The organism is Kitasatospora sp. SolWspMP-SS2h (genome assembly GCF_003259315.1).
GTDB lineage: Bacteria > Actinomycetota > Actinomycetes > Streptomycetales > Streptomycetaceae > Kitasatospora > Kitasatospora fiedleri.
Genome location: NZ_QLLT01000018.1, coordinates 1 through 21,781, shown reverse-complemented (window position 1 = coordinate 21,781; position 21,781 = coordinate 1). Strand labels below are relative to the sequence as shown.

Annotated in this window: 18 protein-coding genes and 1 pseudogene; 16 read left to right on the top strand and 3 right to left on the bottom strand. The window is 73.6% G+C overall.

Features of this window, described 5'->3' with window-relative positions:
• The first annotated feature begins 134 nt into the window (after positions 1-134).
• The 11 genes from K353_RS22355 (at position 135) to K353_RS22305 (ending at position 15,955) form a co-directional block, all read left to right on the top strand.
• A complete protein-coding gene (locus tag K353_RS22355) occupies positions 135-1,514 on the top strand; it encodes an efflux RND transporter periplasmic adaptor subunit (protein ID WP_111555340.1) in 1,380 nt (459 codons plus the stop codon).
• Positions 1,514-2,290, top strand: coding sequence for an ABC transporter ATP-binding protein (locus K353_RS22350; protein WP_111555339.1), 777 nt, complete (start codon positions 1,514-1,516; stop codon positions 2,288-2,290). Before K353_RS22355 ends, K353_RS22350 begins: the two co-directional genes overlap by 1 nt.
• Positions 2,287-3,489: an ABC transporter permease gene (locus K353_RS22345; protein ID WP_111555338.1), complete on the top strand. Its 1,203-nt coding sequence runs from the start codon at positions 2,287-2,289 to the stop codon at positions 3,487-3,489. The genes K353_RS22350 and K353_RS22345 overlap by 4 nt, the downstream gene beginning before the upstream one ends.
• A gap of 32 nt (positions 3,490-3,521) precedes the next feature.
• Positions 3,522-4,166, top strand: coding sequence for a DUF5666 domain-containing protein (locus K353_RS22340; RefSeq protein ID WP_111555337.1), 645 nt, complete (start codon positions 3,522-3,524; stop codon positions 4,164-4,166).
• Positions 4,167-4,314: 148 nt separating this feature from the next.
• Positions 4,315-5,076, top strand: a complete 762-nt coding sequence (locus K353_RS22335; protein ID WP_282202038.1) for a response regulator transcription factor — start codon at positions 4,315-4,317, stop codon at positions 5,074-5,076.
• 1 nt (position 5,077) lies between these two features.
• Positions 5,078-6,541, top strand: coding sequence for a cell wall metabolism sensor histidine kinase WalK (locus K353_RS22330; protein ID WP_111555336.1), 1,464 nt, complete (start codon positions 5,078-5,080; stop codon positions 6,539-6,541).
• Positions 6,542-6,844: 303 nt separating this feature from the next.
• Positions 6,845-8,386, top strand: a complete 1,542-nt coding sequence (locus tag K353_RS22325; RefSeq protein ID WP_111555335.1) for a cytochrome ubiquinol oxidase subunit I — start codon at positions 6,845-6,847, stop codon at positions 8,384-8,386.
• A gap of 11 nt (positions 8,387-8,397) precedes the next feature.
• Complete coding sequence (gene cydB, locus K353_RS22320; RefSeq protein ID WP_111555334.1) at positions 8,398-9,405, top strand: cytochrome d ubiquinol oxidase subunit II; 1,008 nt, start codon at positions 8,398-8,400, stop codon at positions 9,403-9,405.
• A gap of 35 nt (positions 9,406-9,440) precedes the next feature.
• Positions 9,441-13,031: a thiol reductant ABC exporter subunit CydD gene (cydD, locus tag K353_RS22315; protein ID WP_111555445.1), complete on the top strand. Its 3,591-nt coding sequence runs from the start codon at positions 9,441-9,443 to the stop codon at positions 13,029-13,031.
• A 79-nt stretch (positions 13,032-13,110) separates the two neighbouring features.
• Positions 13,111-14,901 carry a GAF domain-containing sensor histidine kinase gene (locus K353_RS22310; protein ID WP_111555333.1) on the top strand — a complete coding sequence of 597 codons (1,791 nt, stop codon included), beginning with the start codon at positions 13,111-13,113 and terminating at the stop codon, positions 14,899-14,901.
• A gap of 109 nt (positions 14,902-15,010) precedes the next feature.
• Positions 15,011-15,955: a DUF72 domain-containing protein gene (locus tag K353_RS22305; RefSeq protein ID WP_111555332.1), complete on the top strand. Its 945-nt coding sequence runs from the start codon at positions 15,011-15,013 to the stop codon at positions 15,953-15,955.
• A 30-nt stretch (positions 15,956-15,985) separates the two neighbouring features.
• On the opposite strand, the gene K353_RS22300 is transcribed toward K353_RS22305, so the two are convergent.
• Together K353_RS22300 and K353_RS22295 are read right to left on the bottom strand one after the other, a co-directional pair.
• Positions 15,986-16,798, bottom strand: a complete 813-nt coding sequence (locus tag K353_RS22300; protein WP_111555331.1) for an HAD-IIB family hydrolase — start codon at positions 16,796-16,798, stop codon at positions 15,986-15,988.
• A gap of 161 nt (positions 16,799-16,959) precedes the next feature.
• Positions 16,960-17,847 carry an LLM class flavin-dependent oxidoreductase gene (locus K353_RS22295; RefSeq protein ID WP_111555330.1) on the bottom strand — a complete coding sequence of 296 codons (888 nt, stop codon included), beginning with the start codon at positions 17,845-17,847 and terminating at the stop codon, positions 16,960-16,962.
• Between the two features lie 147 nt (positions 17,848-17,994).
• Here K353_RS22295 and K353_RS22290 point away from each other — a divergent pair, with 147 nt between their 5' ends.
• Together K353_RS22290 and K353_RS22285 are read left to right on the top strand one after the other, a co-directional pair.
• Positions 17,995-18,642: a DUF433 domain-containing protein gene (locus K353_RS22290; RefSeq protein WP_111555444.1), complete on the top strand. Its 648-nt coding sequence runs from the start codon at positions 17,995-17,997 to the stop codon at positions 18,640-18,642.
• A 41-nt stretch (positions 18,643-18,683) separates the two neighbouring features.
• On the top strand, positions 18,684-19,100 hold the full coding sequence (locus K353_RS22285) for a hypothetical protein (protein ID WP_233533755.1): 417 nt from the start codon (positions 18,684-18,686) through the stop codon (positions 19,098-19,100).
• Positions 19,101-19,168: 68 nt separating this feature from the next.
• On the opposite strand, the pseudogene K353_RS22280 reads toward K353_RS22285, so the two are convergent.
• A pseudogene (locus K353_RS22280) lies at positions 19,169-19,405 on the bottom strand (LLM class flavin-dependent oxidoreductase); the annotation flags it as partial.
• Positions 19,406-19,468: 63 nt separating this feature from the next.
• Between K353_RS22280 and K353_RS22275 the strand changes: the two are divergent.
• The 3 genes from K353_RS22275 to K353_RS22265 all read left to right on the top strand — a co-directional run.
• The gene (locus tag K353_RS22275) at positions 19,469-19,717 is read left to right on the top strand and encodes a hypothetical protein (protein ID WP_111555328.1); all 249 of its coding nucleotides are present in this window, start codon (positions 19,469-19,471) and stop codon (positions 19,715-19,717) included.
• Positions 19,714-20,115, top strand: a complete 402-nt coding sequence (locus K353_RS22270) for a DNA-binding protein (RefSeq protein ID WP_111555327.1) — start codon at positions 19,714-19,716, stop codon at positions 20,113-20,115. The genes K353_RS22275 and K353_RS22270 overlap by 4 nt, the downstream gene beginning before the upstream one ends.
• Before the next feature lie 316 nt (positions 20,116-20,431).
• A partial coding sequence (locus tag K353_RS22265) for an MFS transporter (RefSeq protein ID WP_111555326.1) occupies positions 20,432-21,781 on the top strand: 1,350 nt, incomplete at its 3' end.

The window sequence follows — 21,781 nt, the reverse complement described above, 5'->3', positions numbered from 1 at the left end:
GAACTGGGGGTCGGCCGACGGTCCGCCGACCCCCCGAGGGGCGGTGCGGCGGCATTCGTCCGGATCGGCGCTCCCAGTCGACTCCCAGGGGCCGTGCAGGGTGGCGCAAGAGCACGCGGCGATGCTTCTGCGCCATGAAGGTGCTTCCGCGACGGCGTGGGGCCGTCCTCGTCAATTCCGCGCTCGGCGTGGCCCTGCTCGGCGGGGTCGCCCTGGCGTACGTCAACCTGGACAGCGGCACCAGCAAGGCCGCCACCGGTTCCAGGGTCAGGACCGCCACGGTCGGCAAGGGAACGGTCCAGGCCACCGTGTCCGGATCGGGCACGCTGTTCTCGCCGTCCGACGCCGGGCAGGACTTCACCACCGGCGGCAGGCTCACCGCGGTGAAGGTCGCGGTCGGCGACGCGGTGAAGAAGGGTCAGGTGCTCGCCACCGTCGACACCGCCGCCGCCCAGCAGCAGGTCGACCAGGCGCAGGCCGCGCTCAACACCGCCGAGGCCAACCTGACCAAGGCCGAGGCGGGCGAGACGGTCACCACCACGGTGGCCGGCTCCTCGAACTCCGGCCGCAGCACCGGCTCGGGCGGCTCCGCCGCCTCCGGCGGTTCCGGCGCGAGCGCCCAGAGCGCCCCGCAGCCGACCACCACGACCACCGTCAAGGTCGACCAGGCGCAGGTGGCCTCCGCCCAGCAGCAGGTCGACAACGCCGAGGCGACGCTCACCAACGCCAAGGACGCGCTGGCCGGCACCACGCTCACCGCGACCACCGACGGCACCGTCGCCTCGGTCTCCGGCAAGGTCGGCGACACCGTCTCCGGCACCGGCTCCTCGGGCGCGTCGGGCTCCTCGGGCGGCTCCTCCTCCGGCTCCTCGTCCGGCGCCAAGACCACCACCGGCAGCGGCAGTTCGAGCAGCACCCCGTCCGGCTTCATCGTGCTGACCAACCCGACCGGGATGGAGGTCACCGCGAACTTCTCCGAGCTGGACTCGCTCAAGCTGAAGAAGGGCCAGGCGGCGACCGTCACCCTGAACGCGCAGTCCGACACCAAGCTGGACGCCACCGTCCTGTCGGTCAGCTCACTGCCCTCCAGCTCCACCAACGGCGCCGTGCAGTACGGCGCGACGCTCCGGATCGGCGGCGACACCTCGACCCTGCGCACCGGCCTGAGCGCCACCATCTCGGTGACCACCGGCTCCGCCGAGGACGCCCTGTCGGTGCCCACCGCGGCCCTCCAGGGCACCGGCAGCAGCCGCACCGCGACCGTGGTGCACGACGACGGCAGCACCGAGCGGGTGCAGGTCGCCGTCGGCATCGAGGGCGACAGCACCGTGCAGGTCACCGAGGGCCTGACCGAGGGCGAGAAGGTCGAGCTGACCTCCACCACCGCGGGCACCGGCAACGGCTTCCCGTCCGGCCAGTTCCCCGGCCTGGGCGGCGGCGCGGGCGGCTTCGGCGGCGGCGGTGGCACGGGCGGCTTCGGCGGCGGCACCCGCGGCGGCGGAGGCACCCGCTGATGCGCACCGCCAAGCCCCCGGTGATCCAGATCCGCCGGGTCACCAAGTCGTACGGCCACGGCGACGCCGTCGTGCACGCCCTGCGCGGCCCGACGACCGGCGGGGGCGAGCCGCTCGGCGTCGACCTGGACATCGCGGAGGGCGACTACGTCGCGGTGATGGGCTCCTCCGGCTCCGGCAAGTCGACCCTGATGAACATCCTCGGCTGCCTGGACGTGCCCAGCTCCGGCCGCTACCTGCTGGACGGCACCGACGTCGGCCACCTCGACGAGGGCCAGCTCTCGCTGGTCCGCAACCGCAAGATCGGCTTCGTGTTCCAGTCGTTCAACCTGGTGCCCCGCACCACCGCGCTGGCCCAGGTCGAGCTGCCGCTGGCCTACGCGGGCGTCCGGGCCGCCGAGCGCCGCCGCCGGGCGATGGCCGCGCTCGACCTGGTCGGCCTGGCCGAGCGGGCCGGGCACAAGCCCAACCAGCTCTCCGGCGGCCAGCAGCAGCGCGTCGCGGTGGCCCGGGCGCTGGTCACCGCGCCCGCGATGCTGCTGGCCGACGAGCCCACCGGCAACCTCGACAGCCGCTCCACCGAGGAGGTGCTGGCCATCATCGACGGACTCAACGCGCTCGGCCGCACCGTGGTGGTGATCACCCACGAGGACGAGGTCGCGCTGCACGCCAAGCGGGTGGTCCGGCTGGTCGACGGGGCGATCGTCTCCGACGTCCGGCAGGCCCCGGTCGACGGGCCGCCGCCCGCCCTGGCCGCCGCGGGGGTGGTCGCGTGATCGCCTGGCAGATGCTCCGCTTCGCGGTGGCCGGCCTGGCCGCCAACAAGGTCCGCTCCGCGCTGACCATGCTCGGCGTGCTGATCGGCGTGGCCTCGGTGATCCTGCTGCTCGCGGTCGGCAACGGCTCCTCGGCGGCGGTCAAGGACTCGATCACCTCGCTCGGCACCAACGCGCTGACCGTCTCCTCCGCCGCCTCGCGCGGCGCGGCGACCGCCGCCAAGAAGCTCACCGTGGACGACGCCAGGGCGCTCGCCTCGGCCACCGACGCCCCGTCCGTCAAGTCGGTCGCCCCGGTGGTCACCACCAGCGGCACCGCGCTGTACGGGAACGTCTCGTACCAGCCCGGGCAGATCGTCGGCACCTACCCCGCCTACTTCGAGACCTCCAACCTGAAGGTCGACAGGGGCGACTACTTCTCCGCCGACGACGTGCTGAACTCCCGCAAGGTCGCGGTGCTCGGCTCGACCACCGCCAAGGAGCTGTTCGCGAACGAGGACCCGGTCGGCAAGAGGATCACCATCGGCGGCACCCCGTTCACCGTGGTCGGCGTGCTCGCCACCAAGGGCTCCAGCGGCTTCAACGACCCCGACGACGTGGTGGTCGCCCCGCTGCCGACCGTGCAGAACGCGTTCACCGGCTTCGGCTCGGTCAACCAGATCCTGGTGCAGGCGTCCTCCGCCGACACCACCACCGAGGCGCAGGCCGACATCACCCGCATCCTGATGGGCACCCACGCCATCAAGGACGCCACCAAGGCCGACTTCCGGATCAGCAACCAGACCTCGCTGCTGAGCGCCCGCGAGTCCACCGGCAAGACCTTCACCGTCCTGCTCGGCGCGGTCGCCGCGATCTCGCTGCTGGTCGGCGGCATCGGCATCACCAACATCATGCTGGTGACGGTCACCGAGCGGACCAAGGAGATCGGCATCCGCAAGGCGCTCGGCGCGCCCCGCGCGGTCATCCTCGGCCAGTTCCTCGCCGAGTCGACCCTGCTGTCGGTGCTCGGCGCCGGGCTCGGCGTGCTGGCCGGGATCATCGGCTCGCACTTCTCGGTGGTCGGCATCAAGCCGGTGGTGATCCCCGAGTCGGTGTTCGGCGCGTTCGGCATCGCCGTCGCCATCGGACTGTTCTTCGGCGGCTACCCCGCCAACCGGGCCGCCTCGCTGCGCCCGATCGACGCCCTCCGGCACGAATAAGCCCCCCGGCACGAGCAAGAAGGAGACTCCCCATGTCTGACGACCAGGAGCTGCTGGCCACCGCGCCGGACGCCCGCGACATCACCGCCGAGCTGGCCGCGCCACCGCGCCGCAAGCTCCCCTGGCCGACCCTGGCGCTGGCCGGCTGCGTCATCGCGGTGCTCTCCTTCGCGGGCGGCGTCTGGTACCAGAAGGGCGACGGCACCGGCGGCGGCACCGCCGCCAACCGGGCGGGCGCCTCGAACGAGCGCTTCCCCGGCGGCGGCACCGGCCGCGGCGGCTACGGCGGCGGCTTCGGCGGCGGCCAGAACGGCCAGGCCGGCGGCGCCGGCCAGTTCCCCGGCGGCGCGGCGGCCGGCTTCACCCGCGGCACCGTGAAGTCGGTGGACGGCACCACCGTCTACCTGACCGAGGCCAACGGCACCACCGTCAAGGTCACCACCCAGGACTCCACCAAGGTCACCACCGCCAAGGAGGGCAAGGTCGGCGACCTCCAGCCCGGCCAGACCGTCACCGTGACCGGCAGCAAGGCCGACGACGGCTCCTACAGCGCCACCCAGCTCACCGAGGGCAGCGCGGCGGGCGGCTTCGGCGGCGCCCGGGGCGGCGGTAACGGCGCGGCCACCGGCGGTGGCAACGGCGGCGGGTCCGGTACCGGTTCGGGCACGAGCGGATGACTAATCCAATCTTCATCCACTGTGCGTAGCCTGGCCGGGCTAGGGTCTGTCCGTACGGTGTCCGTCCGGTTGAACCCCGGCGGGCACCGCGGACAGGCCCCGTGGTGACCGGGGTGGCCCATTCGTCCGGCCGGGAGGCGGAGCAAACGTGTCAGGCGCAGTGCAGTCGAACCCGGCCGCGGCGACCCAGGTCGGCGGCGAGCCGTTCCTGCTGGTGGTCGACGACGAGCCGAACATCCGCGAGCTGCTCTCGGCCAGCCTGCGGTTCTCCGGCTTCCGGGTGGCCTCCGCCGCCACCGGCCAGGAGGCCCTGGACGCGGTCGCCGCCGAGCGCCCCGACCTGGTCGTCCTGGACGTGATGCTGCCCGACCTGGACGGCTTCACCGTGGTGCAGCGGCTGCGCGACCAGACCCAGTGGCCGCAGAGCCCCGAGCACGTCCCGGTGCTGTTCCTGACCGCCAAGGACGGCACCGGCGACAAGGTGCAGGGCCTGGCGGTCGGCGCCGACGACTACGTCACCAAGCCGTTCAGCCTGGAGGAGCTGATCGCCCGGATCCGGGCGATCCTGCGCCGGGCCGGCGGCCCCGCCGACGACGGCCGCCTGGTGGTGGCCGACCTCACCCTGGACCCGACCGCGCACGAGGTCACCCGCGGCGGCGTCCCGGTCTCGCTCTCGCCCACCGAGTTCAAGCTGCTGCACTACCTGATGGCCAACGTCGGCCGGGTGGTCTCCAAGGCGCAGATCCTCGACCACGTGTGGGCCTACGACTTCGGCGGCGACCTGTCCATCGTCGAGTCGTACATCTCCTACCTGCGCCGCAAGCTCGACTCCGGCCCGGTGCACGGCCCCAAGCTGATCCACACGGTGCGCGGCATCGGCTACGCGCTGCGCCGCCCGCCGAACAGCTGAGGTGGCCCGCTTCTCGCTGCGCGTGCGCCTGCTGGTGCTCGCGCTGCTCCTGGTCACCACCGGCCTGGTGGTGAGCGACACCCTGGTGCTGGGCACCGTCCGCGGGCAGCTGGTGGACCGGGCCGACGAGCAGCTCGACCGGTTCGCCGAACCGCTCTCCCGCCGCCCGCCGAGCCGGCAGACCACCACCTCGGTGTTCAGCAGCACGCAGACCGCCGGCCGCCGCTCCGGGCAGAGCCTGCCCAGCGAGTACGTGGTGCGCTACCTGGCCGAGGACGGCTCGGTGCTGTCGGTGATCCGGCAGCCGCTGAGCGACTCCGACCCGGCCCCGCAGTTGCCCGCGCTGGACCGCAAGGGGCTGACCGACCGGCTGGACGAGCCGTTCACCGCCTCCGGGCCGAAGGCCGGCGAGTGGCGCTCGATGGTGCTGCCGCTGCAACGCGCCTCCGGCACCGACCCGGTCACCCCCAAGTACGTGCAGGTCGCGGTGCCGCTGGCGGACGTCCAGTCCACCATCTCGCACCTGCGCACCACCTTCCTGACCATCGGCGCCGCGGTGCTGGCCGGCCTGGCCGGGCTCGGCGCGCTCGCGGTCCGGGCCGGGCTGCGCCCGCTGCGCCAGCTGGAGGCGGGCGCCCAGCGGATCGCCGACGGCGACCTGTCGTACCGGATGCCGGACCTGCCGGTGCGCACCGAGGCGGGCCGGCTGTCCGCCGCGCTGAACGGGATGCTCACCCACATCGAGACGGCGTTCGCCGCCCGGGCCGCCTCGGAGCAGCGGATGCGCCGCTTCGTCGCGGACGCCTCGCACGAGCTGCGCACCCCGCTGGCCGGCATCCGCGGCTTCGCCGAACTGCACCGGATGGGCGCCCTCCAGGACGTGGACCGGGCGATGGACCGGATCGAGTCGGAGGCGGTGCGGCTGGGCGCGCTGGTCGAGGACCTGCTGATGCTGGCCCGCCTGGACGAGGAGCGCCCGCTCGACCTGGCCCCGATGGACCTGCGCACGCTGGCCGCCGACGCCCTGCACGACCTGACCGCGCTGGACCCGGGCCGCCCGGTCGCGCTGACCGGCCCGAACGGACAGGGCGCCCCGCAGCCCGCGCCGGTGCTGGGCGACGAGGCCCGGCTGCGCCAGGTGGTGACCAACCTGGTGGGCAACGCGGCCAAGCACACCCCGTCCGGCACCGCGGTGCGGATCGGGGTGGGCCGGGCCGAGGGCGCCTGCCTGCTGGAGGTGGCCGACCAGGGCCCGGGCCTGTCCGAGGAGCAGGCCGCCCTGGTCTTCGAGCGCTTCTACCGAGCGGACGCGGCGCGCACCCGCCGGGCCGGCGAGGCCGGGGGGTCGGGCCTGGGCCTGGCGATCGCCGGCGCCCTGGTGTCGGCGCACGGCGGCGAGCTGACCCTGCGCACCGCGCCGGGCGAGGGCGCGGTCTTCCGGCTCTCGCTGCCGCTGCAGCGCTGAGGCCCGGGCCGCACCCGGGGCCGGGGCCCGAGCCGGGCTGACGCCGGGTCAGGGCGGGCGGTGTCAAGCGCCGTTCGGTACACCCGGGCTGCCCGGACGCTGCTTGTGGGGGGTCGGCCGGACCCCGGATCATCGGCGTGTCCGAGAACACCCCACCCCCGTGCTTCCGCACCGATAAGCATCATGGATACTTCCCTTGTGAACGTGTTCACGTTCACAAGCGGACAAGCTTGGGTGGATATGGTGCGCCCAGGTGCAAACATCCCTTCCGTCCGTTATGTGCACACCCCGAGAGAAGGCGCAGTGGACCTAGCAGTCGCTCACGAGACCATCTCGCGATGGCAGTTCGGCATCACCACCGTCTACCACTTCCTCTTCGTGCCGCTCACCATCAGCCTGGCCTCGATCGTGGCCGGTCTGCAGACCGCCTGGGTCCGCACCGGCAAGGAGAAGTACTTCCACGCCACCAAGTTCTGGGGCAGGCTCTTCCTGATCAACATCGCCATGGGCGTGGTCACCGGCATCGTCCAGGAGTTCCAGTTCGGCATGAACTGGTCCGACTACTCCCGCTTCGTCGGCGACGTGTTCGGCGCCCCGCTGGCGATGGAGGCGCTGATCGCCTTCTTCTTCGAGTCCACCTTCATCGGCCTGTGGATCTTCGGCTGGGACCGGCTCCCGAAGAAGATCCACCTGGCCTGCATCTGGCTGGTGGCGATCGGCACCGCGCTCTCCGCCTACTTCATCCTGGCCGCCAACTCCTGGATGCAGCACCCGGTCGGCTACCGGATCGACCCGGCCACCGGCAAGGCCCAGCTCACCGACATCGTCCGGGTGCTGACCCAGAACACCACCGTCGTCCAGGTCTTCCACACCCTCACCGCCGCCTTCCTCACCGGCGCCGCCTTCGTGGTCGGCATCGCCAGCCACCACCTGTGGCGGGCCAAGCGGGGCAAGGAGACCGACCGGAAGAAGACCGCCGCGATGCGCACCTCGCTGCGGGTCGGCCTGGCCATCGCCGTGGTCGCCGGCCTGGGCACCGCGATCAGCGGCGACACCCTCGGCAAGGTGATGTTCGAGCAGCAGCCGATGAAGATGGCCGCCGCCGAGGCCCTGTGGGACACCCAGGCGCCCGCCCCGTTCTCGGTGTTCGCGGTCGGCGACGTCTCGCAGGGGCACAACTCGGTCGAGCTGGAGATCCCCGGGATACTGTCCTTCCTCGCCCACAACGACTTCTCCTCCCCGGTGCCCGGCATCAACGACACCGCCGCCGCCGAGGCCGCCAAGTACGGCGGGCAGCCGGACGACTACATCCCCGACATCTTCGTCACCTACTGGGGCTTCCGGCTGATGATCGGCTTCGGCATGACGTCCTTCGTCGCCGCGCTGATCGGCCTGTGGACCACCCGCCGGAGGTTCTGGCTCGCCCCCGAGCACCGCACCGGCGAGGACGAGCCGCCCAAGCTGATGCTCACCAGGAACCGCGAGATGAGCGTCTTCTTCACCCGGTGGAGCTGGCGGATCGGCATCCTCACCATGGGCTTCCCGCTGCTCGCCAACAGCTTCGGCTGGATCTTCACCGAGATGGGCCGCCAGCCCTGGGTGGTGTTCGGCCTGATGCGCACCCGCGACGCGGTCTCCCCCAACGTCACCGTCGGCACCCAGCTGGTCGGCCTGACCACCCTCACCGCGCTGTACGCGGTGCTCGCCGTCATCGAGGTCAGGCTGCTCGCCAAGTACGCCGCCGCCGGGCCGGACACGGCCGAGCAGCCGCCCGCCGAGGACCCGACGCTGCGCGGCCCCTCCGACGACGAGGACGCCGACCAGCCCCTCGCCTTCGCGTACTGAGGACGGATCACATGCACCTGCACGACCTCTGGTTCATCCTGATCGCCGTCCTGTGGATCGGCTACTTCTTCCTGGAGGGCTTCGACTTCGGGATCGGCGTCCTGACCAGGCTGCTGGCCCGGGACACCACCGAGCGCCGGGTCCTGATCAACACCATCGGCCCGGTCTGGGACGGCAACGAGGTGTGGCTGCTGACCGCGGGCGGCGCCACCTTCGCGGCCTTCCCCGACTGGTACGCCACCCTGTTCAGCGGCTTCTTCGTCCCGCTGCTGCTGATCCTGGTCTGCCTGATCGTCCGCGGCGTCTCCTTCGAGTACCGGCACCAGCGCAGCGGCGAACGCTGGCAGCGCAACTGGGAACTGGCGATCTTCTGGACCTCCCTGCTGCCCGCCTTCCTGTGGGGCGTCGCCTTCGCCAACATCGTGCACGGCGTCGCCATCGACCGGGACAAGAACTACGCCGGCACCCTCTGGGACCTGCTCAACCCGTACGCCCTGCTCGGCGGCCTCACCACCCTGGTGCTGTTCACCTTCCACGGCGCGGTGTTCGCCGCGCTCAAGACCGACGGCGACATCCGGGTCCGGGCCCGCGCCCAGGCCACCGGCCTCGGCCTGGCCACCGCCGTGCTCGCCGCGGCCTTCCTGGTCTGGACGCAGGCGCACTCCGGCAACGGCTGGAGCCTGGCCGCGCTGGTGGTCGCCGTGCTCGCCCTGCTCGGCGCGCTCGGCGCCAACCGGCTGGCCCGCGAGGGCTGGGCGTTCACGCTCAGCGGCCTGACCGTCGTGGCCGCCGTCGGGATGCTCTTCCTGGCGCTGTTCCCCGACGTGATGCCCTCCACCCTGGACGGCGCCTGGTCGCTGACCGTCACCAACGCCTCCTCCTCGCCCTACACGCTCAAGGTGATGACGGTCGTCGCCGTGGTCTTCACCCCGCTCGTACTCCTCTACCAGGGCTGGACGTACTGGGTGTTCCGCCGCCGGATCGGCGTCCAGCACATCCCCGCCGCCGCGCACCACTGACCGCAGGAGCCGAACCGATGGACCGCCAGCAGCGGATGCGCCCGATCGACCCCCGGCTGCTGGCGCACGCCCGCACCACCCGCGCCTTCCTCGCCGGAACCGTCCTGCTCGGCGGGGCGGGCGCGGCCCTGCTAGTGGCCCAGGCCGGGCTGATCGCCACCCTGGTGGTCGGGTCCTTCCAGCACGGCCGCGCCCCGCTGTGGGGGCCGCTGCTCGGCCTGGCGGCGGTCTCGCTCGGCCGGGCGCTGGTCGCCTGGCTCACCGAACTGACCGCCCACCGCTCGGTGGCCGCCGTCAAGTCCACCCTGCGCCGCCGGCTGCTCGACCACGCCACCGCGCTCGGCCCCGGCTACCTCGCCGGCCGCCGCACCGGCGACCTGACCACCCTCGCCACCCGCGGCGTCGACGCCCTCGACGACTACTTCGCCCGCTACCTCCCGCAGCTGGCGCTCGCCGTGGTCGTCCCGCTGGTCGTGCTGGCCCGCGTCCTCGGCGCCGACTGGGAGTCCGCGGCGATCGTCTGCGTCACGCTGCCGCTGATCCCGCTCTTCATGATCCTGATCGGCCACGCCACCCAGGCCCGCACCGACCGCCAGTTCGCCGGACTCGCCCGGCTCTCCCACCACTTCCTCGACGTGGTCGCCGGACTCCCCACCCTGAAGGTCTTCGGCCGGGCCCGCGCCCAGGCCCGGGCGATCGGCCGGATCACCGAGGACTACCGGCGGGCCACCCTGCGCACCCTGCGGCTGGCCTTCGTCTCCTCCTTCGCGCTGGAACTGCTCTCCACCCTCTCGGTCGCCCTGGTCGCCGTCTCGATCGGCTTCCGGCTGGTCGACGGCACCCTCGACCTGGAGACCGGCCTGCTGGTGCTGGTCCTCGCCCCCGAGGTCTACCTGCCGATCCGCCAGGTCGGCGCCCTCTACCACTCCAGCGCGGAGGGCCTGGCCGCCGCCGGGAGGATCTTCGAGGTGCTGGAGACCCCGCGGCCGGCCGACGGCACCCGCCCCGCCCCGGCCACCGCCGACCTGCGGGTCGAGCACCTGACGGTGCGCCACCCCGGCCGCGGCGGCGACACCCTCACCGACCTCTCGCTGACCGTCCCGGCCGGGCGCACCACCGTCCTCACCGGCCCGAGCGGCGCCGGCAAGACCACCCTGGTGCACGCCCTGCTCGGCTTCGTCCGCCCCGCCGCCGGACGGGTCCTGGTCGGCGGCCAGGACCTCGCCGAGACCGACCCCGCGAGCTGGCACGCCCAGGTCGCCTGGGTCCCGCAGCACCCGCAGCTGTTCGCCGGGACGGTCGCCGAGAACGTCCGCCTCGCCCGCCCCGACGCCACCGACGACCGGCTCGCCGCCGCCCTCGCCGCCGCGCACGTCGACTTCGCCGCCCCCGGCACCCGGCTCGCCGAGAACGGCCACGGCCTCTCCGCCGGCCAGCGCCAGCGCCTCGCCCTGGCCCGCGCCCTGCTCGCCGACCGGCCCGTCCTGATCCTCGACGAACCCACCGCCCACCTCGACCCGGTCACCGAGGCCGCCCTGCTCGACACCCTCCGCGCCCTCGACCGCACCGTCCTGCTCGTCACCCACCGCCCCGCCCTGATCGCCCTCGCCGACCACCACGTCCACCTCCCGGGCCCGGACGCCGTCCCGCCGGCGCGGGACCGGGGGCACGCGGAGGTGCGCGAAGCGGGAGCCGACGGCGGTCGGACCCGGCACCGGAGTGGCCTGCCGCTCGAAGGGGCGGCCGCCCGGCAGGGCGCGGACCACGCCGTCCGGCCGGGCGCGGACCACGCCGTCCGGCCGGGCGCGGACCACGGGGCGCCGGCCGCGCCGGAGCCCGGTCCGACCGCCGCCGCCCCCCACCCCGCGCCCCCGGCCTCCGCCACCCGCGTCCCCCGGCTCTGGCTCGCCGTCCTGCTGGGCGCGCTCGCGCTGGGCTGCGCCGTCGCGCTGATGGGGACGTCCGGCTGGCTGATCTCGCGGGCCTCGCAGCTGCCGCCGGTGCTCTACCTGATGGTCGCGGTGACCTCGGTGCGGGCGTTCGGGATCGGGCGGAGCGTGTTCCGGTACGCGGAGCGGCTGGTCGCGCACGACGCGGTGCTGAAGGCGCTCGGCGGGGTGCGGACGGCCGTCTACCGCCGGCTGGAGCGGCTGGCCCCGGCCGGGCTGCCGCAGTTCCGGCGCGGCGACCTGCTCTCCCGGCTGGTCGCGGACGTGGACGCGGTGCAGGACTTCCACCTGCGCTGGCGGCTGCCGGCCGCCGTCGCCGCCGTGGTCTCGCTCGGTGCCTCGGCGGCCCTGGCCGCGTTCCTGCCGGCGGCGGGCCTGGTGCTGGCGCTCGGGCTGCTGCTGGCGGGCGCGGCCGTCCCGGCGCTGGAGCGCCGGATCTCCGGCCGGACCGAGCGGCGGCACGCGCCCGCCCGCGGCGAGCTGGCCACCGCCGTGCTGGACACCCTGACCGGCACCGCCGAGCTGACCGTCGCGGGCGCGCTGCCGCGCCGCCTGGGCGCGGCCCGGGACGCGGACCGGGCGCTGACCCGGCTGGCGGCCCGCTCGGCCGCCGCGAGCGGCCTCTCGGCGGGCCTGGTGGCGCTGGTGTCGGGGCTGACGGTGGTGGCGGCGTCGGCGGTCGGGGTGCGCGCGGTGGCGTCGGGGGCGCTGCCCGGAGTGTGCCTGGCGGTGGTGGTGCTGACGCCGCTGGCCGCGTTCGAGGCGGTGGCGGGGATGCCGACGGCGGTCCGGTTCCGGGAGCGGGCCCGGGCCTCCCGGGAGCGGCTGGCGGAGGTGCTGGCCGCGCCGCTCCCGGTCCGCGAGCCGGACGCGCCGCGGCCGCTGCCGGACGCCCCGCTGCCCGTCGTGGTGAGCGGTCTGGCGGTGCGCTGGCCCGGCGCGGAGCGCGACGCGCTGCACGGCGTCGACCTGGAGCTGGCCGCCGGGCGCCGGATCGCGGTGGTCGGGGCGTCCGGGTCGGGCAAGACCACGCTGGCGCAGGCGCTGCTGCGGTTCGTCGAGCCGTCGGCCGGGGCGGTGCTGCTGGCGGGCCGCACCGACACCCGGGAACTGGCGGGCGAGGACGTCCGCCGGGTGGTCGGGCTGTGCGCGCAGGACGCGCACGTCTTCGACAGCTCGGTCCGGGAGAACCTGCGCCTGGCCCGGCCGGACGCCGATGAGGCCGCGCTGCGGGCGGCCCTGGCGCAGGCCCGGCTGCTGGCGTGGGTGGACGGCCTGCCGGAGGGCCTGGACACCATGGTCGGCGAGCACGGCGCGCGGCTGTCCGGCGGCCAGCGCCAGCGCCTGGCCCTGGCCCGGGCGCTGCTCGCGGACTTCCCGGTGCTGGTGCTGGACGAGCCCGCCGAGCACCTGGACGTGGCCACCGCGGACGCGCTGACGGCCGACCTGCTGGCGGCCACCGCGGGCCGCACCACCCTGCTGATCACCCACCGGCTGGCCGGCCTGGACGACGGCAGCGTGGACGAGGTGCTGGTGCTGGACGCCGGCCGGGTGGTCGAGCGCGGCCGCTGGTCGGAGCTGGCGGACCGGCCGGGCGGGCGGCTGGCCGCGATGGTGGAGCGGGAGCGGGCGGGCGAGCGGCCGGGCGAGCGGGCGGGGGAGCGGGTGGCGGCCTGAGACCGGGCGGCGGGGTCGCGCCGGGTGTCGCCGCCCCGAAGGAATGGGGCGAAACGTGACAGAAGGGCACACTGGTCCCATGCAGACGCCGGAGGAGCCGACCGCCACGGGCGGCCGGCCGCGCATCCCCGAGATCTCCTCGCTCGGGCTGGACACCCTGGTCACCGAGGTCTCGGAGCGGCTCCGGTCGGCCGCCGCGGTGACCGACCGGATGCAGCGGCTGCTGGAGGCGGTGGTGTCGGTCGGCGCGGGCCTCGACCCGCACGCCACGCTCCAGCGGATCGCGGCCGGCGCGGCCGAGCTGGTGGACGCGAGGTACGCCGCGATGGGGGTGGTGAACCCGCACGGCAGCGGCCTGTCCGACTTCATCCACATCGGCGTCGACGAGGGGACGGCGGCCGAGATCGGCCACCTGCCGACCGGCCGGGGCATCCTCGGCGCGCTGATCGACGACCCGCGCCCGCTGCGACTGACCGACCTGTCCACCGACCCGCGCTCGGTCGGCTTTCCGGACCACCACCCGCCGATGGTGTCCTTCCTGGGGGTGCCGATCCGGGTCCGCGGCGAGGTGTTCGGCAACCTGTACCTGACCGAGAAGAAGGGCGGCGGCTCGTTCACCCCCGAGGACGAGCAGGTGGTGCTGGCGCTCGGCGCGGCGGCGGGCGTGGCGATCGAGAACTCCCGGCTGTACGAGCAGGGCCGCCGCCGGGAGCGCTGGATCACCGGCGCGGCGGCGGTGACCACCTCGCTGCTGTCCACCGACGAGGCGCAGGTCGCGCTGACGGTGGCCGCCGAGCAGGTCCGCGAACTCGCCGAGGGCGCGCTCGGGATGATCCTGCTGCCGGCCGGCGAGGACCGGATGCGGGTGGCGCACGCCTCCGGCGAACGGGCCGACCACCTGACCGGCGAACTGCTGCCCGAGCACGGCTTCGCACCCCTGCTGCTGGCCGGCGAGGCGGTCTACCTGGACGACCTGTCGGCCTCGCCGCAGACCGCCTCCGACACCCAGTTCGACCGGCTGGCAAGGGAGTTCGGGCCGTCGATGGCGGTGCCGATGGTGTCCGCGGGCCGGGTGCTGGGCGCGCTGTGCGTGTGGCGCGCGGCCGGCACCCCGCCGTTCACCGACACCGAGCGGCAGCTCTCCCAGACCTTCGCCTCGCAGGCGGCGCTGGCCCTGCGGCTGGCCGAGTACCAGCGCAACCAGCAGCGGCTGGCGGTCTTCCAGGACCGCGACCGGATCGCCCGCGACCTGCACGACCTGGTCATCCAGCGGCTCTTCGCCACCGGCATGATGCTGGAGTCGGCCGCCCGCCGGGCGGCCGTCCCCGAGGTGCAGGAGCGGATCGGGCAGGCCGTGGACGAGCTGGACGCCACCATCCAGGAGGTCCGCACCACCATCTACGCCCTCCAGCACGGCGACACCGACGACCGGCCGGACACCCTGCGCACCCGGGTGCTGCGCGAGGGCAGCCAGGCCGCGGCGGCACTCGGCTTCAAGCCCACCATCACCTTCACCGGCCCGGTGGAGAGCCTGGTCGGCGAGAAGACCTCCCGCCAACTCCTGGCCGCCCTGCGCGAGATGCTCTCCAACACGGCCCGGCACGCCCGCGCCTCCCGGGTCTCCGTCGAACTGGACGCCACCGTCCACCTCGGCGAGGACGGCCGCCCGCTCCCCGACGCCCCCGCCCGCACCGGCCCGCCCGGCGTCCTGCTCACCGTCACCGACGACGGCGTCGGCATCCCCGACGGCGGCCGCCGCTCCGGCCTGCGCAACCTCACCCGCCGCGCCGAGGCCCTCGGCGGCGACGCCTGGCACGAGCCCGGCCCGCACGGCAAGGGCACCCGGGTCCGCTGGACGGCCCGCCTCTGACCCGCCTCCGACCCGCCTCCGGGCCGCCTCCGACCCGCCTCCGGGCCGTCCGGACCGATCCGCCCGGACCGGGTCGTTAGGCCGGGCCCCGACGGGGAAGGCGCGGTCCATGGGAGAGATCCGGGTCGGCGCCTGTTCCTGGACGGACAAGGAGCTGCTGGCCAGCGGCTGGTACCCGAAGGGCCGGCGCGACGCGGAGGGCAGGCTGCGCCACTACGCGTCCCGGTTCCCGCTGGTCGAGGTGGACGCCACGTACTACGCGCTGCCCAGCACCCGTAACAGCGAGCTGTGGGTCGCGCGCACGCCCGCCGGCTTCCGCTTCGACGTGAAGGCGTTCTCGCTGCTCACCGGCCACCCCACCCGGTCGGCCGCGATGCCCGCCGACCTGCGGCCGGCCCTGGCCCGGAAGGACGACCCGGAGCTGCTGGACGAGGTGTGGGCCCGGTTCGCCGGCGCCCTCGAACCGCTGCGCCGGGCCGACCGCCTCGGCACCCTGCTCTTCCAGTTCCCGCCGTGGCTGGCCCCGGACGAGCAGTCCCGGGCCCTGCTGCGGGCCTGCCGGGAGCGCACCGCGGGGTGGCCGGTGGCGGTGGAGTTCCGCCACCCCGACTGGTGGCGGCCGGAGCTGGCCGCCGCCACCTCCGGCCTGCTGACCGAGCTGGGCACGCCCGCCGTGGCCGTGGACACCGCGCAGGGCCTGCCCACCTCCGTCCCGCCGGTCGCCCCGGTCACCTCGCCGGACCTCGCGGTGGTCCGCCTCCACGGCCGCAGCCGGGCCTGGGGCACCGGCTCCAAGGAGGACCGCTTCCGCCACGACTACACGCCCGGCGAGCTGGCCCCCTGGGTGGAGCGCGTGCACGCGATGGCCGAGCGGACCCGGGAGGTGCACGTCCTGTTCAACAACTGCTGCGCCGACGCCGCCGTCCGGGCCGCCGGCACGATGGCGGGCCTGCTGGGCCTGGACCCGCGACCGGACCCGGACCCGGCGGAGGACCGGGCGGAGGACCGGGTGGAGGAGCTGACCCTGGACCTGGGACTGGACCTGGACGGGTGACCGCTGCGGGCGCGACCGCTCCGGAACGGGTCAGATCAGCGTCTCGATGACCGCCGCGACGCCGTCGTGCTCGTTGCTCACGGTGTGCCGGGCGACCGCGGCCAGCACCAGCGGGTGGGCGTTGGCGACGGCGTACGACTGGCCGGCCCAGGCGAGCATCTCCAGGTCGTTGGGCATGTCGCCGAAGGCGACCACCTCGGCGGCCTCGATGCCCTGCTGGGCGCACCAGCGGGCCAGGCTGCTGGCCTTGGTGACACCCGGGGCGCTGATCTCGACCAGCGGGATCGGGCTGGAGCGGGTGACCTCGGCGAGCGGGCCGACCGCGGCCCGGGCCCGATCCAGGAACTCGTCCGGGGCCAGGTCGGGGTGCTTGCCGAGCACCTTGAACAGGCCGTCGACCTGCCCGGCGGCGAGCAGCTCCGCGGCGGTGCCGACCGGGTGCTCCTTGTCGGACTCCCACATCACCACGTCGTACCCGGGCTCCCGGGCGAAGCCGCCCGGGAACTCGAACGCGAAGGCGGTGCCGGGCAGTTCGGCCCGGATCAGGTCCGTCACGGACAGCGTCCGGGTCGGGTCGAACGGATAGGTCTCCAGCAGTTCCCCGCGCCGGACGTCCACCACCGCGCCGCCGTTGGAACAGATCGCCACGCCGTGGCCGCCGATGTGCGCGCCCAGGTGCTGCATCCAGCGCGGCGGCCGCCCGGTGACGAACACCACCTGCACCCCGGCGGCCTCGGCGGCGGCCAGCGCGGCGGCCGTCCGGGTGGTCACCGTGCCGCCGGAGCACAGCAGGGTGCCGTCGAGGTCGGTGGCGATCAGGCGGGGGCGCGGAAAGGCGGTCATCCGTCCATCTTCGCGCACTCGCCCGGCAACCGGACCTGCCCGGGAACGCGACCGCACCGGCCCGGACCCGCCGGGGCGGTCAGGCCGCGACGTCCGGGGTGGGCGCCTTCCCCTCCCGGCACGTCGACTCCCGCCCGCCCGACTGCCCGACCGCCCGCCGCTCAGCCCAGCTGCGCCAGGCCCTCGGTGGCGATCTTCTCGAAGACCGCGAGGTCGCCCGCGAAGACCGAGTCCGGCACCGGCCAGTGCACCACCAGTTCGGTGATCCCCACCTCCCGGTACGTCCCGGCCCAGTCGACGAACGCGTCCACCGACTCCAGCGGCTGCTCCGCCGTCGAACCCTGGAGCAGCACCTTCTCCAGCTCCCCGACGTCCCGCCCGGCCGCCTCGCACGCCGCCGCCAGCTTCTCCACCTGCCGCGCGACCACCCCGGGCGCCTGCTCCACCGGCACCTCCGCCGGCCCCTTCGGGTCCCCGTACGTCACCCAGCCCTGCCCGTACTCGGCCGCCAGCCGCAGCCCGCGCGGCCCGGTCGCCGCCACGTAGAACGGCACCCGCGGCACCTGCACGCACCCCGGGATGTTCCGCGCCTCCACCGCCGAGTAGTACGTCCCCTCCCGGGTCACCGCGTCATCGCGCAGCAACGCGTCCAACAGCCCCACGAACTCCCCGAACCGGTCCGCCCGCTCCCGCGCCGACCACGCCTCCTGCCCCAGCGCCGTCGCGTCGAACCCGACCCCGCCCGCCCCGATCCCCAACGTCAACCGCCCGCCCGACACGTCGTCCAGCGTGATCAGCTCCTTCGCCAACGTCACCGGATGCCGGAAGTTCGGCGAGGTCACCAGCGTCCCCAGCCTGATCCGCTCGGTCGCCGTGGCCGCCGCCGTCAGCGTCGGCACCGACCCGAACCACGGCTCCTCCCGGAAGCTCCGCCAGCTCAGGTGGTCGTACGTGTACGCCGCGTGGAACCCCAGTTCCTCGGCCCGCCGCCAGACCTGCCGCCCCTCGCTCCACCGGTGGATGGGGAGGATCACCGTGCTCAGTCGCATGGCCCCGACCCTACGCGTTCGTCGCGTCGGCGATCCGATCTGCAGAGAGTCGCTGAGTCGGGTGAAATCGTGGCAGTCAGGCCGGCACTACGGGACCATGAAGTACGGTTCGGGCGACTGCCGAACGAGGCCAGGGAGGTGCCGCAGTTGTCGTACGAGCCCAAGCTTGCCGCCGCGCTGTCCGGTGCCACTCTGCGCCAGTTGTCGCACTGGCGCAGGGCCACAGCTGTACGCGGAGCCGTACTGGTCCCGGAGCTCTCGGCCTCTCGGCCGATCCTCTACTCCTTCCGGGATGTCGTGGCCCTTCGCGCATGCGTCCATCTGCGTCAGGACACTTCGCTCCAGAAGGTCCGGCGCGCGCTGGACACCCTGCGCGACGATCTCAACGAGCACGAACACCTTTCGAGCTACCGATTGGTGGCCAGCACCGACACCATCTACCTGGCTGCGCCGGATCACGCTGTGGACCTGGTGCAGAAGCGCGGCAACCTGGTCATCCACGAGATGGTCGACGTACTCGCCCCGTTCTACCGCAACGGCCGCCAGATCCCGAGTCTCCTGCAACCCAGAGAGCATCTGTCCGTGGACCCGCTGGTACGTGGCGGCGAACCTGTGATCGAGGGGACGCGTGTCCCTGCTGCCGAAGTCGCTGCCCTACTCAAGGACGGCGTCCCGCCGGAGTCGGTCAGGGACTTCTATCCCGGTGTCACCGCGGAAGCTGCCCGCGACGCTGCTGACTTCACCGCCTATGTGGACAGTTGCTCGGATGAAGGATTCCGGCAGGCTGCCTCTTGAAAATCCTGTTCGACGAGAACGTCCCCCTGCCTTTGGCGTGAATGGCCCAGTTGCTGCTGAAACAGCACGAACTTCAACACGTGGCAGAGATCGTCGGCTGGGCAGGCACCAAAGACGTCGAGCTCTACGCGCGGGCAGCCTCAGCAGGCTTCCAGGTCGTGCTCACCAACGACACCAAGCAGATGGCTCGCCCGCTGGAGGTTGTGGCGATCGCCGGATCGGGCCTGCACAGGATTGAGTACCGCCACAATCACAAGCACGGGGGCCTCGTCGGCCTGGGCGCGGCTGTCGCCACTGTCTGCGCCGGTCTGCCACACGCCTTGACCGAGCTCGAATGCGCAACAGGCCAACTCCTGCTGTCCCTCACTTCGATCGACCCGTCGCATCAGAGCCGGCTGCGAATCGTGAATCCCGCCTCGACTCCTCCGAAGCACTGGCCTACCGCCGGGAGTGCATGAGGCGCGAGCCGTGAGAACGAGCTACGCGTCGGACGGGCGCAACTACAGGTCTTCGCAGGTCAGCATGCGACAGGTGAACGAGGCTTGACCGAGGTCAGCAGCGTCCCCAGCCTGATCCGCTCGGTCGCCGTGGCCGCCGCCGTCAGCGTCGGCACCGACCCGAACCACGGCTCCTCCCGGAAGCTTTGCCAGCTCAGGTGGTCGTACGTGTAGGCCGCGTGGAACCCCAGTTCCTCGGCCCGCCGCCAGACCTGCCGCCCCTCGCTCCACCGGTGGACGGGGAGGATCACTGTACTCAGTCGCATGGCACCGACCCCATGCCGCCGAAAGTCCGGCCGGAGCGTGCATACCGTAAGTGTGCTTGCTTCATGGCGGCTACCACGCGCATCACGGTCACCCTGCCCACCGAGCAGGTGGCCGAGCTGAAGAAACTCACCGACAACGTCTCCGGCTACGTCGCGGAAGCCGTGGCCCGGCAGATCGGGCATCAACCGGTCGCGGAGGAACTCCGGCAGTACGAGGAAGAGCACGGCGCGTTCACGGAGGAGGAGCTCGCCGCCGCGCACGCGAGGATTCCGGGTCCGTCCGAGCCGGGCGGCGGAGGGGCTGCCGCGTGAGCGTGCGGATCGGGACCGTCGTGCTGGACTCCCGGGGAATGTCCGCCTGGATCTCGCAGGACCGGGAACTGCTCGCGATGATCAAGGCTTTCCACTCGACGGGGGCCGGCCTGGTCGCCGGCGTCAACACCCTCGTGGAGATCTCGCGGGCCGGGGCGAACCCCGCCCGGCCGAACCGGGTGCTCTCGCAGGTCAGGACCGAGCCCGTGACCGAGCACGCGGCCAGAGCCTCCGCGGAGCTTCTCGGACCGGCCGGGCTGCACGGTCACAAGTACGCCATCGACGCCACGGTCGCCGAGACGGCGCTCCGCCGGCCGGGACCGGTGGCCCTGCTCACCTCGGACGTCGACGACATGGCGAAACTCTGCGGCTCCCGGATCCGACTTATCGCGATCTGACGCCGGGCGGACCCGCGTGCTTCCGAGGCGTGTCCGGTCATTGGTCTTGTGGCAGGCCGAGGCGGGTTGACGGACGCGGCGTGGGAGCGGATGGAACCCCTGGTGGCCGCCCGCCCCCGCTGTCGGCGGACTGTCGGCCGGCTGTCAGTGGGATGACAGCGGCCTGTCGGCGCGCTCCCGCACGCTCTGAGGAGACGGGCGGCAGCGCCACGGCGGCAGTGCGGACGGCAGCGATGCACCGCGACGCCCACCGCGACGCTCACCCCGACACCCGCCCTGACACCCGCCCTGACACCCGTCCCGAGAGGAGGCCGCCATGGCCGGCACCGAAACCACCACCGCCGCCGCCCCAGCAGCGGCACCGCGCACCTATCCGTCGCTGCGCGCGGCCTGGATCCCGCTGGCCGCGCTCTGCCTGGCCTTCTTCGTCGAGATGGTCGACAACACCCTGCTCTCGATCGCGCTGCCCACCATCGGCCGCGACCTGGGCGGCGGCACCACCGCCCTCCAGTGGGTCACCGGCGCGTACTCGCTCACCTTCGGCGGCCTGCTGCTGACCGCCGGATCGATGGCCGACCGGCTCGGCCGGCGCCGCGTCCTGCTGGCCGGCCTCGCCGCGTTCGGCCTGCTCAGCCTCGGCGTCGCCGCCGTCACCGGCACCGGGCAGCTGATCGCCCTGCGGGCCGGCCTCGGCATCGCCGCCGCGGCCATGGCCCCGATCACCAACTCCCTGGTCTTCCGGCTCTTCGACGACGCGGCACTGCGGATGCGCGCCATGACCGTCATGATCATCGTCGGCATGTCCGGCTTCGTCCTGGGCCCGCTGCTCGGCGGCACCGCCCTGGCCCACGTCACATGGCAGTGGCTCCTGCTCGTCAACGCCCCGATCGCACTGATCGCCGCCATCGGCGTGCGCCTGGGCGTCCCCGCCGACCGGCCCGAAGACCTCACCCGCGACCGCCTCGACCTGCCCGGCGCGCTCCTCAGCGTCGCCACCATCGGCCTCGCCTGCTACGCGCTCACCAGCGGCGTCGACCACGGCTGGACCTCCGCCCCCACCCTCGGCTCGATCCTCGGCGCCCTGCTGGCGGGCGCGGTGTTCGTCCGGCACGAGCGCCGCACCGCCGCCCCCATGCTCGACCTGAAACTGTTCGCCAACGGCACCGTCCGCGGCGCCGCCATCGCCCAGACCGGCACCGCCATCGCCATGGCCGCCGTCATGTTCGGCCTGATCCTGCACTTCCAGTACGCCTACGGCTGGAGCCCCGTGCGGGCCGGCCTCGCCAACCTGCCCATCATCGTCACCATGCTCGCCGCCACCCCGCTGTCCGAATGGCTCGCCAAGCGCTTCGGCCACCGCATCGCCTGCCTGGTCGGCGCCGCCTGCCTGGCCGCCTCCCTGGCCGGCCTCGCCTGGGGCGTCTCGCACGGCTACACCGCCATCGCGCTCTGCATGGTGGTGATGACGATCGGCCTGCGCACCGTCATGACCATCTGCGCCATCGCCCTGGTCGAGAAGATGCCCGAGAACCGCACCTCGATGGGCACCGCCCTCAACGACACCGCCCAGGAGGTCGGCAGCAGCGTCGGCACCGCCGTCGTCGGCACCCTGATCGCCGCCCTGGTCACCACCCAACTCCCCGCCGGCACCTGGGACCAGCCCCTC